We start from the raw sequence: 20,031 nt of genomic DNA, 5'->3' as shown, positions 1-20,031 counted from the left end.
AATAGAATAAAACATTATAATTACCTATTTAATTAGGTGATTTTTTATTTAAAATAAATTATAAGTTATTATTTTCACTGCAAGTTTGGTTTGCAGTGACTTTAGCAATATGAATAGTTGTCGTAATTATAACAATCTGCTTAAAGCAGATATCTATTGGAAAGATAAATTTAATGAAGGTCCTACAATAGCAGAAGCATTGAGTCTTGAAAAGTATATGTATATTCGATTTGCAAAACTAAATAATCATGAAATAGCTTATCAATCTACGAAAGCTCAGTTAATTTCAAATAATAAACAATAGAATTTACTGATGTACGCTATTGATAAAGAGAATGATCAATTATTTGATATTGCTTTGAAAGATTATGTATTAAGACGAGATATATCTGATTTTAAAGTGTGGAATAATGAAGGTGTTAAAGCTTTTAAAGAAGTTTTTAAATTAGGAGATATTGAAAAAATTAAAGCCATTAACAAAGTAGGGGTACAATTTAATGCATCAGATATTCAAAAAGAGATAATTGATGTATCAATTAACTAATATTATAAGAAACAGATTCATTTATACTATGACTACTAACATATGAACCATCTTTATTTCGATAAAAATAGTTTGCAGAGATAGCAACTGCACAGCTATCGCCAGATTGTGCATCTGGACGAATATAGAACTTAGAAACTGTGGGCATATCGCCAGCTGCAAGTTTCAGTTTAATACAGTAAGGGTTATTACCATTTGGAGAGCAATTAACTAGATTTTTTGTTTTTGTTAAATCTAAGTCCTGACTACAGCCACTAAAATCTATGATAGTATTTAATTTTGGTGGTGTCGTATCAATCATTAAATTATTTTGTGGTTGATCAAGTACAGCTGAAGTAACAACTTGATATGTGCTACCTTTCCTAAAAGTCAAATAAACAGGATCACCTGAGCTAGTTTCTACATTAAACTCATCTAAAGTAACACCACTTGTTGGTCCAGTAGGTGAAGGTGAAGGAGAACTATCACCTGAGCCTGAGCTAAAACAACCAGATAATAAAATTGATGCTTGTAATATTATTGACATTGTTATAAGTGATTTTAGTTGAAATTTCATACAATTTCTTCCTTTATTAGATTGAAAAGGAAGGATAAGATATATTATGTCTGGTTATCTTGCAAGATTTTTTCTAGCAAATAATTAGACTGTAGTGCTTCAAACTGCCTGATCATGTGATGTTTCATTTGAATTATCTGTTGATGCACCAGCATTAAAAAATATGGGGTGGACTGATTTATTTTCTAGGATATGTTGGTATAAATCTTGAAGGTACTCTTGACTATTTATTTCATCTAAAGTAACTAGTTTCGGAAGTTTAGGATTCACTTCATGTAGTAAATTATGAACTTTATCACCTCCTTTTAAAGCTGATAAATCTTTGACATAAACTAATGCTTGCTGTTGAGTCATTTCATCAAAGATAACTTCTTTTTCTCTTGAAATTTTATCACCTAATGCTTTTTGAGCATCTTCATCAGCACACATTTGTATTTCTATGCCAAGTGCACCAGGTAAATACAGTTTATGCTTTGGCATGCCAACTAATAGTCCATGTTGGTCATTAGTTTCTAATTTTCTATCATTTAAAAATCCAGTTTCTAAGTCTTCAATACTTTGGCAGCTTCCATAAACTAAAGGTTTACAGCCATGTGTTGCATTAAATGCAACATAATCTGCTAACTGTTGAAAGGTAAATGGAAACTGATATGATCTAGCTTCAAGGCCATTAGTTGGACATGATCCATGGAGCCTGTAAATGGCTTGGTTGGTAGGTAAAAATAAATTACGTTGTGTTGCAAACTCATATACGCTTTGAGCTTGAAACATTTTTTGCATAGCTTTTAATAAGTTTTTCATTACAATCCCCTGTGTTTACTTGGTTTTATGTCTGATTATTTAATATTAAAAAGCGCTATAAATAAATAGCTAAATGTAAAAAAATAATGAAATAAATATAATTTTTATGATTATGTGTAATTGAAAACATAATTATTTTTATTTTCATCACTTAAAACCCATGGGCATTTAGACTGAGATGATTTTGATTGTTGGCAGACAAATAGCATTGTATTTTCACCAGTATAGTATGGAATAGTTGCACTAATTGTATTAGGACATTGAAACTGTTGGTTGGCCAAAGTACAACCTCTTGCACTAGTTGTAAAATGGAAAGTATAAATATTCTTTTCTGGATCTAAATATACTTTTCCAGAGTCATTTTCTTTTACTTTTCTGTTATAGTTACTTGTAACATAGACTTTGCCCAAGCCAACTGTGACAATTTTATAATAGCCGGGCAATACAGGTGAACCTTTGATAGGGTTATAACCTAAAATTAACTTTAGATCACTGCCACCCTCACCATAAGTGTTTAAACAATCTGTGCCATCACAAGTTGCTTTTGAGATTATTAAATAACCATCGTTTTCCGAAGTTTCAAACATTGTTCCCCAATTACTTTTTATATGGGCTCCTACGGTTTTATGGTTCCACTCAACATCAGTTTGAAGCTCATTAATTGAAGAGCAGTCTTTATTTAGATAGTAAGGGAGAGCTAGTCCCAACGCACATGCTTGATTTGGAGGATAACCATCGATTCTGGGATAATTAGTGCTTTCTTGAAACCATTTGCTATTAGCACGAAATGATAAAAATTTAATATTCACATGTTTTCTATTCCCATGACAGGAGCCTAAACCATCATCATCTGTAAAATCGACGTTATCTGATGAATGAGGGTTAACAGTTCCACTAAAGCCTCCATGAATGCAATGTTTATCATATGAATAAAAATATAAATAATTATTCGAATTATTGACTACTTCTAAATTATAGTCTTGAGCAGAGTATCCAGCTTGATAGGATAAAATAGTTATTATAATAATAAAAAAATATTTCATTGCTAATTTCCAAATTTAAATATCTTATTTGATGATGCTAATGATCAATTGGTATGATTTATATATTTTGAGAATTTTATATTTAAATACTCACTATAATAAAAAACAAATATAATTAGAAAAAATAATTAAAATACAGTTCGTTATAAATTTTAAAAATTGGAATATTATTGTTTTACACAAGGATTGTTTTGGCGAATGATCTTTAATAAAAGCACTTTAAACCATTGGTGTGCTGCAGATTGTTTAGCCCAACTTGGATAAAACATACTTTCAGTTGAAACCATATCAGATAGTTCGGTTGGTAAGTTAACATAATCAAGATTAAAGTATTTTGCATAGGACTCTGCAACTGTAATGACTAATGATTCATCTAATATTTTTGAAAAAATAACTTCTGCCGGTGTATTAACTGCAAAAACAATATTCCTTGGGTCATGCTTTTTTATTTGAAAATATGAGTAAGGGTTATTATCAGTATAATAGACTAAATGATCGAGATTATAATATTCAGGTAAACTCAAAGGTTTTTTTAAGTGATTTAATGCCCCTTGATGTGCAACAACCATTTTATCATTGAGTAATGTTATTTTAATATAGTTATCTGGGGCAGAATTAAATGCAATGATAAAGTCAAAGTAACTGTCAAAACTTTCAAACTGGTGATAGTTTGAGAGTATTGATAATTCAATCTTTATTTTATAATGGTGTTTTTTAATTTCTTTAAATAAATCTTCAACAAAAAAATCGATAAAGTGTAAAGGACATGCAATTCGATAATTAACTGGATCTTTTTTAGGATTGTATATTTTATCTTCTTCAAATATTAGTTGATAGTTTTTTAAAATTTCTTGGATATAGCCATAAATTTGTTTTGCTTTGTTCGTTAAAATTAACTCAGTATTACTTTTAATGAATAACTCATCATCTAATTCTATTCGTATTTTTCTTAGAATATTACTGACAGCAGGTTGCGATAAATGTAGCTTTAGTGCTGCTTTAGATATACATTTTTCATCAATAATCGTTTTAAGAACTTTTAAATCATTTAACGTCATTAGTATATGCTTATATTTTTCTTTCAATAGATAGTATAAAGTATTGGTTTAATAATTGCATATATTAATAAATATAATTTTTTCACACTACATGACACCTATCAGAGCCATTCTTTGACTAATTGATATTTCAGGTTTAAATGTAGCTTTAATAATATTACAGATATATTCTGAAGAATTAATGGCACTAGCTAACGATTTAGCAATAGTTTCAGTACCAATTTTAATCAAAGACTTAGCTTTAAATCCATGCTTTTTAATTCTAATAGGTTTAATGCTTTCTAATATTTCACCTGTACGATAAGATCATATTAATGCAATGGATACAACAAACATAAGCCTTGAAAGTTTTTGCATATCAGTTAATTGGGTTAAAACCACGTTTTTTAATAGCTGAGAAAAATGACTCAATCTCCCATCTTATTTTATATTGATCGAGTGCATTTAGGTTAAATTCTCTAGTTATAACAATAACTAATTCATCTGTAGGCAGTCGCAGTCCTGAAACATATAAATCGCACCCTACTATACACTTTGTATTATGAAGTGTTCTTACTTGTGAAGCTTTAAAAGTTAGAAATAATTTTGAAATCTTTTTATTAGAAGCTAGGTAATTACCTTTGGCTCGAATAACAAATTTAACTTGTTTGCTAGACAAATAAGCTATCCAATTTCCATCAATAAATTCACGATCACATAAAAGTGTTTTAATTCTAATTGCAGGAATAAATTCAAGTAGTTGATCAAATAGTCTCTGCCTATCAATGGCTTTTGAATTACCTCTTTTTCGCTGAGGAAGCAGTGACCAAATCACAGGAATTGCAACACCTTTATAAGCAATAGCAATCATTAGAAAATTAATATGTACCTTGCCAAACTTCCAGTTAGTTCTATCCATGCATAATATTACTTGATCAGATAAATTGAAAATGGTGTCGGTTAGTTTCCAGAGGCTAAGAAAAGATATTTCAAACCTTGTGATAAAACGTTGAAGACGTCTATAACATGACATAGTTGATGCTTTTGATGGAAAGCATTTAGCAATTTGTGAAAGATTAACATCATTTATTATCTGTAGGGCAATAATAAAGTAAGTTAAGCATTCAGTATTTCAAAAAGATAAGTTAAAATAGTGCTTCAGTGACTGTTGTAATTCATTGATGTGTTTCATGATATCGCTCTTTTTTGTTTTTTGGCGACTATGAGAATGAATGATAACAATGAAAAATCAATGGGTTACAGCGTTACTGTCGTGTAGTGTGTGATTTTTTTATTTAAAATATTTGAAATTATATAAATAAATATGTAACTTTATTTTTGATTATTGTAATATTTTTAATAAATAGGCGGCTCGGCATGACAAAGAAAAAACTATCAAAAATTATTTCATATATATTTTCAAACAAATTAAGAAATGATCAATCTACTGAAATCTCCAAATTTATGCAGCCTTTAGAACCAAGGTTCATGTTTGATGGTGCTGCTGTTGAGACAGTTGATATTGCTGATGGGGTATCTGAAACTGAGCAAAGTAAGATTTTGGAAGCACTAAATAGTAATGATCAAGCAGATGCAACCAATAGTTTGCTTGAGCTTTTTGATTCAAATGACCCTAATCTGGAAAAAGATTACTCAGTCTATAAAGAAGTTATAATTATTGATTCAAGAGTTAAAGATATTCATACACTGATTAAAAATATCTCACGTAAAGCTTCGGTTGAAGTAGTTAATAGAGATGAAAGCGGTATTAGTGTAATTGCTGATATGCTTTCTAAATATTCTAATCTTGATGCAGTACATATTATTTCTCATGGTCGCCAGGGAGAGCTTTATTTAGGTAATAATACATTAAACTCTGATAATTTACCTACTTATCAAAATGACTTATCTAGATGGGGGGAGTCTATTTCATCCAATGGTGATTTGTTATTTTATGGTTGTAATGTAGCTGAGGGTGATACGGGCCAAGCATTTATTGACATATTAAAGGGATATATAGATAAAGGTATTGCTGCTTCAGAGGATATTACAGGAAATGAAGATCTTGGAGGTAACTGGATTTTTGAATATGATTATAATGTTGATTACCAGAGTATTTTTTCAAAATCTATGAATTATGATCATATATTAACACCATCTTTGTTAGGAGAAGAAGTATCATTAAATGTTATCTTTACTACTACTGGAAATACTTTATATAGTTCTACTTTTACAGTTACTGCAGGAGCGGAAGTTACTAATGTTTCAATTTCAGATTCATTTATGTCAAGTGGATTTCCTCAAAATTTTTCTGGTAATATTAGTGTTGATGTTGATGATAGTGATATATTTGTTAGATTTAATGGTACTGCTCAAGGGTCAAGTTTACTATTTGAATTTAGCTCTTTAGTTGGTGAATCTGCTGATAGAGTAACTAGTGCAACTGAAGTTGCTAGTAGTGGTGTAATAGGTGGTGTTAATAGTACTTATAATCCTACTATATCAAATAATGTTGTAACAACTGGTTTTAATCTTTTTGGGTTTCAACCAGGGACAAATATAACTCAAACTACTGATTTAACATTAGTTGCTGACCCACCACAGTTTATTACTCAGTCAGCTACAAATTTAGTAGCTGATATAAGAGCAGGGTCAAGTAGTGGTTATAATGGTAATGTAATTGCTGTTGGAAGTACATTGTATTTTGAGGGTGATGATGGTGTAAATGGTGATGAGTTATATTCATTTGATACAAGTAATCCAGGTGCAGGAGTGCAGCTGGTGGTTGATATTAATTCGGGTTCGGGTAATGGTTATAATGGTGATATAGTTCTTGTTGGAAATACACTATATTTTGATGGAGACAATGGCATAACGGGTGATGAACTATATTCATATGATCTAAGTAATCCAGGAGCTGGTGCACAGCTAGTAGCCGATATAAGAGCAGGGTCAAGTAATAGTTCTATTGGTAATTTAATAGCAGTTGGAAATACGTTATATTTTAGAGCATATGATGGTACAAATGGTGGTGAATTATACTCATTTGATACAAGTAACCCAGGAGCTGGTGCACAGCTAGTAGCTGATATAAGAGCAGGGTCAAGTAGTAGTTACCCATCATATTTAATAGCAGTTGGAAATACGTTATATTTTAGAGCAAATGATGGTACAAATGGTAATGAATTATACTCATTTGATACAAGTAACCCAGGTGCTGGTGCACAGCTAGTAGCTGATATAAAGCCAGGTTCGAGTAGTGGTTATAATGGTAATGTAATTGCTGTTGGAAGTACATTGTATTTTGAAGGTGATGATGGTGTAAATGGTGATGAGTTATATTCATTTGATACAAGTAATCCAGGCGCAGGAGTGCAGCTGGTGGTTGATATTAATTCGGGTTCGGGTAATGGTTATAATGGTAATGCAATTGCTGTTGGAAGTACATTGTATTTTGAGGGTGATGATGGTGTAAATGGTGATGAGTTATATTCATTTGATACAAGTAATCCAGGTGCAGGAGTGCAGCTGGTGGTTGATATTAATTCGGGTTCGGGTAATGGTTATAATGGTGATATAGTTCTTGTTGGAAGTACATTGTATTTTGAGGGTGATGATGGTGTAAATGGTTATGAGTTATATTCATTTGATACAAGTAATCCAGGAGCTGGTGCACAGCTAGTAGCTGATATAATAGCAGGGTCAAGTAGTAGTTACCCATCATATTTAATAGCGGTTGGTAATACGTTATATTTTAGAGCAAATGATGGTACAAATGGATATGAATTACATAGTGCAGATTTAAGCTTTGAGCCATTTGAAACTCTAGATATAGCGTTAGGTTCAGGTAAAACACAAATATTTTTGAATGATATATTTTCAATATCTGCAAATCCTTCAGATTTTAATAGTGGTGAATTATTACTAATCAATACTGGTAATGTTGAAGATGATTTTACTATTAAGAATATTGGTAGTGGATCTGGAGAGATCTCAGTTTCTGGAAGTGTAATAAGTTATGAAGGCAACCAAATTGGTACAATTGATGCCGTTGATAATGGTCTCAATGGTAATAATTTAAAAATAATTTTTACTTCAGTTAATGCAAATGAAGTTTCTGCTGAAGCATTAATTAGAGCAATTGAATATGAAAATACAACAATGGGGGTGCCGACTGCTTCAAGAATCATTCAATTAACGCTAGATGATGGTCAAGTTGGGGTAAGCGATCCAATAAGCAAAACACTGAATGTTATAGTAACAAATAATTCTCCAAATATAACTGTTGAATCAGGAGATTCAGCAGCTGAAAGCTTAACAGAGAGTAATGCTGGTTTAACAGTTAGTGATACTTTAACAACAACCGATCTTGATTTAACCGATACGGTATCTGTAGCAGTTAGTAGCGTAATTGAATCAGGCAATACTTCAGGCATCGCCAATGCAACCTTACTTGCAATGATGAGTGCAACAACAGGTAACTTTATTGATGGTACAGAAACGGTTGATACCTTTAGTTGGAGCTTTGATTCCGGGGTAGAGGCCTTTGATTATTTAGCAGCGGGTGAATCATTAGTATTAACCTATACCCTAACAGTAACAGATGCACCAACAGGCGCTACTGATACCCAAACTGTTGTAATTACCATTAACGGTACCAACGATGCACCAGTTATCTCTATTGAAGCCGGTGATTCAGCAGCTGAAAGCTTAACAGAGACCAATGCTGGTTTAACAGTTAGTGATACTTTAACAACAACTGATCTTGATTTAACCGATACAGTTTCAGTTGCAGTTTCAAGTGTTGTAGAAAGTGGTGATGTATCCGGCATTGCCAATGCAACCTTACTTGCAATGATGAGTGCAACAACAGGTAACTTTATTGATGGTGCAGAAACAGAAGATACCTTTACTTGGAGCTTTAACTCAGGGGTAGAGGCCTTTGATTATTTAGCAGCGGGTGAGTCATTAGTATTAACCTATAGCTTAACAGTAACAGATGCACCAACAGGCGCTACTGATACCCAAACGGTTGCAATTACCATTAACGGTACTAACGATGCACCAGTTATCTCTATTGAAGCAGGAGATTCAGCTTCTGAAAGCTTAACAGAGAGCAATGCTGGTTTAACAGTTAGTGATACTTTAACAACAACCGATCTTGATTTAACTGATACGGTTTCAGTTGCAGTTTCAAGTGTTGTAGAAAGTGGTGATGTATCCGGCATTGCCAATGCAACTCTTTTAGGGATGATGAGTGCAACAACAGGTAACTTTATTGATGGTGCAGAAACAGAAGATACCTTTACTTGGAGCTTTAACTCAGGGGTAGAAGCATTTAATTACTTAGCTTTAGGTCAGTCCTTAGTCTTAACTTATACTATTGAAGCAACAGACTCTCAAGGTGGTATAGGAACCCATGATATAGTAATTACCATTAATGGTACTAATGATGATCCAGAAATAAATGATTTATCATCAAATGCAGCATTTGAATTTTTGCAATTAGGAAATGATATCGATGGTGAGGCACTAGGTGACCTAAGTGGTCGCTCTATAAGTTTAAGTGCTGATGGTAATACTTTAGCCATTGGTGCTTCTTCTAATGATGGAAATGGAAGTGATAGTGGCCATGTTAGGATTTATCAATGGGATGGTGTTAGCTGGGTTCAATTAGGAAATGATATTGATGGTGAAACACTAGATGATCAAAGCGGCTTTTCAGTCAGTTTAAGTGCTGATGGTAATATAGTAGCCATTGGTGCCCCTTTTAATGATGATAATGGAATTAATAGTGGTCATGTAAGAATTTATCAATGGGATGGTAGTAGTTGGGTTCAATTAGGGAGTGATATTGATGGTGAAACAAGTTCTGATGTAAATGGTCATTCTGTAAGTTTAAGTGCTGATGGTAATGTTGTAGCAATTGGTGCACGTCTTAATGATGGAAATGGAAGTAGTAGTGGCCATGTTAGAGTTTATCAATGGAATGGTAGTAGTTGGGTTCAATTAGGGAATGATATTGATGGTGAAGCAGCAGGTGATTTAAGTGGCTATTCAGTCAGTTTAAGCTCTGATGGTAATATTGTAGCTATTGGTGCTAATGGTAATGATGGAAATGGAAGTAATAGTGGTCATGTTAGGATTTATCAATGGGATGGTGTTAGTTGGATTCAATTAGGGAATGATATTGATGGTGAAGCAGCAGGTGATTTAAGTGGCTATTCAGTCAGTTTAAGTTCTGATGGTAATATTGTAGCAATTGGTGCTACTAGTAATGATGGAAGTGGAAGTAATAGTGGCCATGTTAGGATTTATCAATGGGATGGTGTAAGTTGGATTCAATTAGGGAATGATATTGACGGTAAAGCAGCAGATGATTTAAGTGGCTATTCAGTCAGTCTAAGTTCTGATGGTAATATAGTAGCCATTGGTGCCCCTTTTAATGATAATAATGGAAATGTTAGTGGCCATGTTAGGATTTATCAATGGGATGGTGTTAGCTGGATTCAATTAGGAAATGATATTGATGGTGAAGCCCTAGGTGATCAAAGCGGCTTTTCAGTTAGTTTAAGTGCTGATGGTAATATTGTAGCAATTAGTGCTGTTGGTAATGATGGAAGTGGAAGTAGTAGTGGCCATGTAAGAGTTTATAGCCCTCGCTCATATACATCAATTTCTTTAGATGAAATAAATACAGGTTTAACTTCATCAGGTACTTTAACTGTTACTGATTTAGATATAACAGATACCGTAAGTGTTGCTATTACCACTGTAGTTGAGTCAGGCGATACTTCAGGCATTGCCAATGCAACTCTTTTAGGGATGATGAGTGCAACAACAGGTAACTTTATTGATGGTGCAGAAACGGTTGATACCTTTACTTGGAGCTTTGACTCAGGTAGTGAGGCCTTTGATTATTTAGCAGCGGGTGAATCATTAGTATTAACCTATAGCTTAACAGTAACAGATAGCGAAAGTGCTACCGATACACAAGATGTAGTGATTACTATAAATGGCACCAACGATGCACCAGTTATCTCTATTGAAGCCGGTGATTCAGCAGCTGAAAGCTTAACAGAAAGTAATGCTGGTTTAACAGTTAGTGATACGTTAACAACAACCGATCTTGATTTAACTGATACAGTTTCAGTTGCAGTTTCAAGTGTTGTAGAAAGTGGTGATGTATCCGGCATTGCCAATATAACTCTTTTAGGCATGATGAGTGCAACAACAGGTAACTTTATTGATGGTGCAGAAACGGTTGATACCTTTACTTGGAGCTTTGATTCCGGGGTAGAGGCCTTTGATTATTTAGCAGCGGGTGAATCATTAGTATTAACCTATACCTTAACAGTAACAGATAGCGAAAGTGCTACCGATACACAAGATGTAGTGATTACTATAAATGGCACCAACGATGCACCAGTTATCTCTATTGAAGCCGGTGATTCAGCAGCTGAAAGCTTAACAGAGAGTAATGCTGGTTTAACAGTTAGTGATACTTTAACAACAACTGATCTTGATTTAATCGATACAGTTTCAGTTGCTGTTACTTCAGTAGTTGAGTCAGGCAATACTTCCGGCATTGCCAATGCAACTCTTTTAGGCATGATGAGTGCAACAACAGGTAACTTTATTGATGGTACAGAAACGGTTGATACCTTTACTTGGAGCTTTGATTCCGGGGTAGAGGCCTTTGATTATTTAGCAGCGGGTGAATCATTAGTATTAACTTATACCTTAACAGTAACAGATGCACCAACAGGCGCTACTGATACCCAAACTGTTGTAATTACCATTAACGGTACCAACGATGCACCAGTTATCTCTATTGAAGCCGGTGATTCAGCAGCTGAAAGCTTAACAGAGAGTAATGCTGGTTTAACAGTTAGTGATACGTTAACAACAACTGATCTTGATTTAACCGATACAGTTTCAGTTGCTGTTACTTCAGTAGTTGAGTCAGGCAATACTTCCGGCATTGCCAATGCAACTCTTTTAGGCATGATGAGTGCAACAACAGGTAACTTTATTGATGGTACAGAAACGGTTGATACCTTTACTTGGAGCTTTGATTCCGGGGTAGAGGCCTTTGATTATTTAGCAGCGGGTGAATCATTAGTATTAACCTATACCCTAACAGTAACAGATGCACCAACAGGCGCTACTGATACCCAAACTGTTGTAATTACCATTAACGGTACCAACGATGCACCAGTTATCTCTATTGAAGCCGGTGATTCAGCAGCTGAAAGCTTAACAGAGAGCAATGCTGGTTTAACAGTTAGTGATACTTTAACAACAACTGATCTTGATTTAACCGATACAGTTTCAGTTGCAGTTTCAAGTGTTGTAGAAAGTGGTGATGTATCCGGCATTGCCAATGTAACTCTTTTAGGCATGATGAGTGCAACAACAGGTAACTTTATTGATGGTGCAGAAACAGAAGATACCTTTACTTGGAGCTTTGATTCCGGGGTAGAGGCCTTTGATTATTTAGCAGCGGGTGAATCATTAGTATTAACCTATACCCTAACAGTAACAGATGCACCAACAGGCGCTACTGATACCCAAACTGTTGTAATTACCATTAACGGTACCAACGATGCACCAGTTATCTCTATTGAAGCCGGTGATTCAGCAGCTGAAAGCTTAACAGAGAGCAATGCTGGTTTAACAGTTAGTGATACTTTAACAACAACTGATCTTGATTTAATCGATACAGTTTCAGTTGCTGTTACTTCAGTAGTTGAGTCAGGCAATACTTCCGGCATTGCCAATGCAACTCTTTTAGGCATGATGAGTGCAACAACAGGTAACTTTATTGATGGTACAGAAACGGTTGATACCTTTACTTGGAGCTTTGATTCAGGATTAGAGGCCTTTGATTATTTAGCAGCGGGTGAATCATTAGTATTAACCTATACCTTAACAGTAACAGATAGCGAAAGTGCTACCGATACACAAGATGTAGTGATTACTATAAATGGCACCAACGATGCACCAGTTATCTCTATTGAAGCCGGTGATTCAGCAGCTGAAAGCTTAACAGAGAGTAATGCTGGTTTAACAGTTAGTGATACTTTAACAACAACTGATCTTGATTTAACCGATACAGTTTCAGTTGCTGTTACTTCAGTAGTTGAGTCAGGCGATACTTCAGGCATTGCCAATGCAACTCTTTTAGGCATGATGAGTGCAACAACAGGTAACTTTATTGATGGTACAGAAACGGTTGATACCTTTACTTGGAGCTTTGATTCCGGGGTAGAGGCCTTTGATTATTTAGCAGCGGGTGAATCATTAGTATTAACCTATACCCTAACAGTAACAGATGCACCAACAGGCGCTACTGATACCCAAACTGTTGTAATTACCATTAACGGTACCAACGATGCACCAGTTATCTCTATTGAAGCCGGTGATTCAGCAGCTGAAAGCTTAACAGAGAGCAATGCTGGTTTAACAGTTAGTGATACTTTAACAACAACTGATCTTGATTTAACCGATACAGTTTCAGTTGCAGTTTCAAGTGTTGTAGAAAGTGGTGATGTATCCGGCATTGCCAATGTAACTCTTTTAGGCATGATGAGTGCAACAACAGGTAACTTTATTGATGGTACAGAAACGGTTGATACCTTTACTTGGAGCTTTGACTCAGGGGTAGAGGCCTTTGATTATTTAGCAGCGGGTGAATCATTAGTATTAACCTATACCCTAACAGTAACAGATGCACCAACAGGCGCTACTGATACCCAAACTGTTGTAATTACCATTAACGGTACCAACGATGCACCAGTTATCTCTATTGAAGCCGGTGATTCAGCAGCTGAAAGCTTAACAGAGAGCAATGCTGGTTTAACAGTTAGTGATACTTTAACAACAACTGATCTTGATTTAATCGATACAGTTTCAGTTGCTGTTACTTCAGTAGTTGAGTCAGGCAATACTTCCGGCATTGCCAATGCAACTCTTTTAGGCATGATGAGTGCAACAACAGGTAACTTTATTGATGGTACAGAAACGGTTGATACCTTTACTTGGAGCTTTGATTCCGGGGTAGAGGCCTTTGATTATTTAGCAGCGAGTGAATCATTAGTATTAACTTATACCTTAACAGTAACAGATGCACCAACAGGCGCTACTGATACCCAAACTGTTGTAATTACCATTAACGGTACCAACGATGCACCAGTTATCTCTATTGAAGCCGGTGATTCAGCAGCTGAAAGCTTAACAGAGAGTAATGCTGGTTTAACAGTTAGTGATACGTTAACAACAACTGATCTTGATTTAACCGATACAGTTTCAGTTGCTGTTACTTCAGTAGTTGAGTCAGGCAATACTTCCGGCATTGCCAATGCAACTCTTTTAGGCATGATGAGTGCAACAACAGGTAACTTTATTGATGGTACAGAAACGGTTGATACCTTTACTTGGAGCTTTGATTCCGGGGTAGAGGCCTTTGATTATTTAGCAGCGGGTGAATCATTAGTATTAACTTATACCTTAACAGTAACAGATAGCGAAAGTGCTACCGATACACAAGATGTAGTGATTACTATAAATGGCACCAACGATGCACCAGTTATCTCTATTGAAGCCGGTGATTCAGCAGCTGAAAGCTTAACAGAGAGTAATGCTGGTTTAACAGTTAGTGATACGTTAACAACAACCGATCTTGATTTAACCGATACGGTTTCAGTTGCTGTTACTTCAGTAGTAGAATCAGGCAATACTTCAGGCATTGCCAATGCAACTCTTTTAGGCATGATGAGTGCAACAACAGGTAACTTTATTGATGGTACAGAAACGGTTGATACCTTTACTTGGAGCTTTGATTCAGGATTAGAGGCCTTTGATTATTTAGCAGCGGGTGAATCATTAGTATTAACCTATACCCTAACAGTAACAGATGCACCAACAGGCGCTACTGATACCCAAACTGTTGTAATTACCATTAACGGTACCAACGATGCACCAGTTATCTCTATTGAAGCCGGTGATTCAGCAGCTGAAAGCTTAACAGAGAGCAATGCTGGTTTAACAGTTAGTGATACTTTAACAACAACTGATCTTGATTTAACCGATACAGTTTCAGTTGCAGTTTCAAGTGTTGTAGAAAGTGGTGATGTATCCGGCATTGCCAATGCAACTCTTTTAGGCATGATGAGTGCAACAACAGGTAACTTTATTGATGGTACAGAAACGGTTGATACCTTTACTTGGAGCTTTGATTCAGGATTAGAGGCCTTTGATTATTTAGCAGCGGGTGAATCATTAGTATTAACCTATACCTTAACAGTAACAGATAGCGAAAGTGCTACCGATACACAAGATGTAGTGATTACTATAAATGGCACCAACGATGCACCAGTTATCTCTATTGAAGCCGGTGATTCAGCAGCTGAAAGCTTAACAGAGAGTAATGCTGGTTTAACAGTTAGTGATACGTTAACAACAACCGATCTTGATTTAACCGATACAGTTTCAGTTGCTGTTACTTCAGTAGTTGAGTCAGGCGATACTTCAGGCATTGCCAATGCAACTCTTTTAGGCATGATGAGTGCAACAACAGGTAACTTTATTGATGGTACAGAAACGGTTGATACCTTTACTTGGAGCTTTGATTCCGGGGTAGAGGCCTTTGATTATTTAGCAGCAGGTGAATCATTAGTATTAACCTATACCTTAACAGTAACAGATAGCGAAAGTGCTACCGATACACAAGATGTAGTGATTACTATAAATGGCACCAACGATGCACCAGTTATCTCTATTGAAGCCGGTGATTCAGCAGCTGAAAGCTTAACAGAGAGTAATGCTGGTTTAACAGTTAGTGATACGTTAACAACAACCGATCTTGATTTAACCGATACAGTTTCAGTTGCTGTTACTTCAGTAGTTGAGTCAGGCGATACTTCAGGCATTGCCAATGCAACTCTTTTAGGCATGATGAGTGCAACAACAGGTAACTTTATTGATGGTACAGAAACGGTTGATACCTTTACTTGGAGCTTTGACTCAGGGGTAGAGGCCTTTGATTATTTAGCAGCGGGTGAGTCATTAGTATTAACTTATACCTTAACAGTAACAGATGCACCAACAGGCGCTACTGATACCCAAACTGTTGTAATTACCATTAACGGTACCAACGATGCACCAGTTATCTCTATTGAAGCCGGTGATTCAGCAGCTGAAAGCTTAACAGAGAGTAATGCTGGTTTAACAGTTAGTGATACTTTAACAACAACTGATCTTGATTTAACCGATACAGTTTCAGTTGCTGTTACTTCAGTAGTTGAGTCAGGCAATACTTCCGGCATTGCCAATGCAACTCTTTTAGGCATGATGAGTGCAACAACAGGTAACTTTATTGATGGTACAGAAACGGTTGATACCTTTACTTGGAGCTTTGACTCAGGGGTAGAGGCCTTTGATTATTTAGCAGCGGGTGAATCATTAGTATTAACCTATACCCTAACAGTAACAGATGCACCAACAGGCGCTACTGATACCCAAACTGTTGTAATTACCATTAACGGTACCAACGATGCACCAGTTATCTCTATTGAAGCCGGTGATTCAGCAGCTGAAAGCTTAACAGAGAGCAATGCTGGTTTAACAGTTAGTGATACTTTAACAACAACTGATCTTGATTTAACCGATACAGTTTCAGTTGCAGTTTCAAGTGTTGTAGAAAGTGGTGATGTATCCGGCATTGCCAATGCAACTCTTTTAGGCATGATGAGTGCAACAACAGGTAACTTTATTGATGGTACAGAAACGGTTGATACCTTTACTTGGAGCTTTGACTCAGGTAGTGAGGCCTTTGATTATTTAGCAGCAGGTGAATCATTAGTATTAACCTATACCTTAACAGTAACAGATAGCGAAAGTGCTACCGATACACAAGATGTAGTGATTACTATAAATGGCACCAACGATGCACCAGTTATCTCTATTGAAGCCGGTGATTCAGCAGCTGAAAGCTTAACAGAGAGTAATGCTGGTTTAACAGTTAGTGATACTTTAACAACAACTGATCTTGATTTAACCGATACGGTATCTGTAGCAGTTAGTAGCGTAGTTGAGTCAGGCAATACTTCAGGCATTGCCAATGCAACTCTTTTAGGCATGATGAATGCAACAACAGGTAACTTTATTGATGGTGCAGAAACGGTTGATACCTTTACTTGGAGCTTTGACTCAGGGGTAGAGGCCTTTGATTATTTAGCAGAGGGTGAGTCATTAGTATTAACCTATACCTTAACAGTAACAGATAGCGAAAGTGCTACCGATACACAAGATGTAGTGATTACTATAAATGGCACCAACGATGCACCAGTTATCTCTATTGAAGCCGGTGATTCAGCAGCTGAAAGCTTAACAGAGAGTAATGCTGGTTTAACAGTTAGTGATACGTTAACAACAACCGATCTTGATTTAACCGATACGGTATCTGTAGCAGTTAGTAGCGTAATTGAATCAGGCAATACTTCAGGCATCGCCAATGCAACTCTTTTAGGCATGATGAGTGCAACAACAGGTAACTTTATTGATGGTACAGAAACGGTTGATACCTTTAGTTGGAGCTTTGACTCAGGGGTAGAGGCCTTTGATTATTTAGCAGCGGGTGAATCATTAGTATTAACCTATACCCTAACAGTAACAGATGCACCAACAGGCGCTACTGATACCCAAACTGTTGTAATTACCATTAACGGTACCAACGATGCACCAGTTATCTCTATTGAAGCCGGTGATTCAGCAGCTGAAAGCTTAACAGAGAGTAATGCTGGCTTAACAGTTAGTGATACGTTAACAACAACCGATCTTGATTTAACCGATACAGTTTCAGTTGCAGTTTCAAGTGTTGTAGAAAGTGGTGATGTATCCGGCATTGCCAATGCAACTCTTTTAGGCATGATGAGTGCAACAACAGGTAACTTTATTGATGGTGCAGAAATGCAAGATACCTTTACTTGGAGCTTTGATTCCGGGGTAGAGGCCTTTGATTATTTAGCAGCAGGTGAATCATTAGTATTAACCTATACCTTAACAGTAACAGATAGCGAAAGTGCTACCGATACACAAGATGTAGTGATTACTATAAATGGCACCAACGATGCACCAGTTATCTCTATTGAAGCCGGTGATTCAGCAGCTGAAAGCTTAACAGAGAGTAATGCTGGTTTAACAGTTAGTGATACGTTAACAACAACCGATCTTGATTTAACCGATACGGTTTCAGTTGCTGTTACTTCAGTAGTAGAGTCAGGCGATACTTCAGGCATTGCCAATGTAACTCTTTTAGGCATGATGAGTGCAACAACAGGTAACTTTATTGATGGTACAGAAACGGTTGATACCTTTACTTGGAGCTTTGATTCAGGATTAGAGGCCTTTGATTATTTAGCAGCGGGTGAATCATTAGTATTAACCTATACCTTAACAGTAACAGATAGCGAAAGTGCTACCGATACACAAGATGTAGTGATTACTATAAATGGCACCAACGATGCACCAGTTATCTCTATTGAAGCCGGTGATTCAGCAGCTGAAAGCTTAACAGAGAGTAATGCTGGTTTAACAGTTAGTGATACGTTAACAACAACCGATCTTGATTTAACCGATACGGTTTCAGTTGCTGTTACTTCAGTAGTAGAGTCAGGCGATACTTCAGGCATTGCCAATGTAACTCTTTTAGGCATGATGAGTGCAACAACAGGTAACTTTATTGATGGTGCAGAAATGCAAGATACCTTTACTTGGAGCTTTGACTCAGGGGTAGAGGCCTTTGATTATTTAGCAGCAGGTGAATCATTAGTATTAACCTATAGCTTAACAGTAACAGATAGCGAAAGTGCTACCGATACACAAGATGTAGTGATTACTATAAATGGCACCAACGATGCACCAGTTATCTCTATTGAAGCCGGTGATTCAGCAGCTGAAAGCTTAACAGAGACTGATTTGAGCTTGTCAATTTCAGGCACATTAACAATAACTGATTTAGATTTATCAGATGAAGTTAATTTGATTATAAATCCAATAGTTAATGTGATAGGTAATTTAAATGGACAGACAAATGCAGAATTATTAGCAATGTTTAGTTTGATTCGTAATCCTATATTAGATAATGCGGCAACAAGTATGCGATTTAATTGGGATTTTGACACTGGAATAGATGCTTTTAATTATTTAGCTGAAGGAGAGAACTTAGTTTTAATCTATAGAATTATTGCAACAGACAGTCAAGGAGGATTGAATACTCAGGATGTGGTAATTGCAATTACTGGTACTCAAGATGATCCACATATTTCAGAGGTATATAACCGAATTTATAAGCCTAATGATGGTATCAATAGGATGTTTATAAACCAACAAGATAGTGATTTTTTAATAAATCTTAAAATAGATCAAAATGCTAATCTAGAGTATGAACTTCCACTATTATTGTCTTTAGATGTAAGAAATGTTTATGATGCTGAAAGATCATTTGGTGATCCATATATTGTAGATGTTCCTAAAGGTAAGAGTATTAATTTACTATCAATTTCTACAAGCCCTGGTGTTACAATAAATACATCAGTAATATCTGGAGAAGGTAGTTTTAATCAAAAAAATAATAATGGCATACTAAGTTTAGAGTTTCAATCTAACTCAAATGCAGAAGTTGGGCATACTGTACAAACTAGTATTAAAATTTATAAAGATGATCAACTTCAATATGAATTATATTTTATAATCAATATATCTGAAGAAGAAACTGATGAAAATCTTGTGGTAAATGAATTGGAAAACTCTATTAGAGATTTAGTAGCATCAAACAAACAAGAAATGGAAAAAAATATCACTAAACTAGGTTCGGTTTCAGTTATTAATTCTGGATATTTAGCAGCTTTAAAAGAATCTATATTTTCAAATGATAAAAATTCCAAGCTTGATAAGCAGTTAGATGCTAAAACTAAAGAAATAACTTCCCGCTATCAAGTGGAGAAGATGAAAAAATATTTACTGAGATTATTTGGATAATTTCAAATA

8 protein-coding genes are annotated in these 20,031 nt (G+C 35.5%); 3 read left to right on the top strand and 5 right to left on the bottom strand.

Annotated elements, in window-relative coordinates:
* The first annotated feature begins 109 nt into the window (after positions 1-109).
* Together KFE69_08565 and KFE69_08560 are read left to right on the top strand one after the other, a co-directional pair.
* Positions 110-304 carry a hypothetical protein gene (locus tag KFE69_08565; protein UTW41560.1) on the top strand — a complete coding sequence of 65 codons (195 nt, stop codon included), beginning with the start codon at positions 110-112 and terminating at the stop codon, positions 302-304.
* Between the two features lie 9 nt (positions 305-313).
* Positions 314-544, top strand: coding sequence for a hypothetical protein (locus KFE69_08560; GenBank protein ID UTW41559.1), 231 nt, complete (start codon positions 314-316; stop codon positions 542-544).
* On the opposite strand, the gene KFE69_08555 is transcribed toward KFE69_08560, so the two are convergent.
* The 5 genes from KFE69_08555 to KFE69_08535 all read right to left on the bottom strand — a co-directional run bounded on the left by KFE69_08555 (position 537) and on the right by KFE69_08535 (position 5,089).
* Complete coding sequence (locus tag KFE69_08555) at positions 537-1,100, bottom strand: hypothetical protein (protein UTW41558.1); 564 nt, start codon at positions 1,098-1,100, stop codon at positions 537-539. The two genes, KFE69_08560 and KFE69_08555, sit on opposite strands and share 8 nt — an antisense overlap.
* 99 nt (positions 1,101-1,199) lie before the next feature.
* Positions 1,200-1,901, bottom strand: a complete 702-nt coding sequence (locus tag KFE69_08550; GenBank protein ID UTW41557.1) for a hypothetical protein — start codon at positions 1,899-1,901, stop codon at positions 1,200-1,202.
* A 110-nt stretch (positions 1,902-2,011) separates the two neighbouring features.
* Positions 2,012-2,944 (bottom strand): hypothetical protein, encoded by a 933-nt coding sequence (locus KFE69_08545; protein UTW41556.1) that lies wholly within the window; start codon positions 2,942-2,944, stop codon positions 2,012-2,014.
* A gap of 167 nt (positions 2,945-3,111) precedes the next feature.
* On the bottom strand, positions 3,112-4,002 hold the full coding sequence (locus tag KFE69_08540; GenBank protein ID UTW41555.1) for a LysR family transcriptional regulator: 891 nt from the start codon (positions 4,000-4,002) through the stop codon (positions 3,112-3,114).
* Positions 4,003-4,360: 358 nt separating this feature from the next.
* A complete protein-coding gene (locus KFE69_08535) occupies positions 4,361-5,089 on the bottom strand; it encodes an IS4 family transposase (protein UTW44042.1) in 729 nt (242 codons plus the stop codon).
* 269 nt (positions 5,090-5,358) lie between these two features.
* On the opposite strand from KFE69_08535, the gene KFE69_08530 reads away from it, so the two are divergent.
* Positions 5,359-20,022, top strand: a complete 14,664-nt coding sequence (locus KFE69_08530; protein UTW41554.1) for a VCBS domain-containing protein — start codon at positions 5,359-5,361, stop codon at positions 20,020-20,022.
* Positions 20,023-20,031: the final 9 nt, after the last annotated feature.

Source organism: bacterium SCSIO 12844 (assembly GCA_024397935.1).
Taxonomy (GTDB): domain Bacteria; phylum Pseudomonadota; class Gammaproteobacteria; order Francisellales; family Francisellaceae; genus M0027.
Note: the sequence above shows the minus strand (reverse complement) of the source record. Positions and strands in the feature narration are given on the sequence as shown.

Coding starts and splice junctions, on each gene's coding strand:
- KFE69_08565 (UTW41560.1), top strand. CDS start 110: ATGAATAGTTGTCGTAATTATAACAATCTGCTTAAAGCAGATATCTAT.
- KFE69_08560 (UTW41559.1), top strand. CDS start 314: ATGTACGCTATTGATAAAGAGAATGATCAATTATTTGATATTGCTTTG.
- KFE69_08555 (UTW41558.1), bottom strand. CDS start 1,100: ATGAAATTTCAACTAAAATCACTTATAACAATGTCAATAATATTACAA.
- KFE69_08550 (UTW41557.1), bottom strand. CDS start 1,901: ATGAAAAACTTATTAAAAGCTATGCAAAAAATGTTTCAAGCTCAAAGC.
- KFE69_08545 (UTW41556.1), bottom strand. CDS start 2,944: ATGAAATATTTTTTTATTATTATAATAACTATTTTATCCTATCAAGCT.
- KFE69_08540 (UTW41555.1), bottom strand. CDS start 4,002: ATGACGTTAAATGATTTAAAAGTTCTTAAAACGATTATTGATGAAAAA.
- KFE69_08530 (UTW41554.1), top strand. CDS start 5,359: ATGACAAAGAAAAAACTATCAAAAATTATTTCATATATATTTTCAAAC.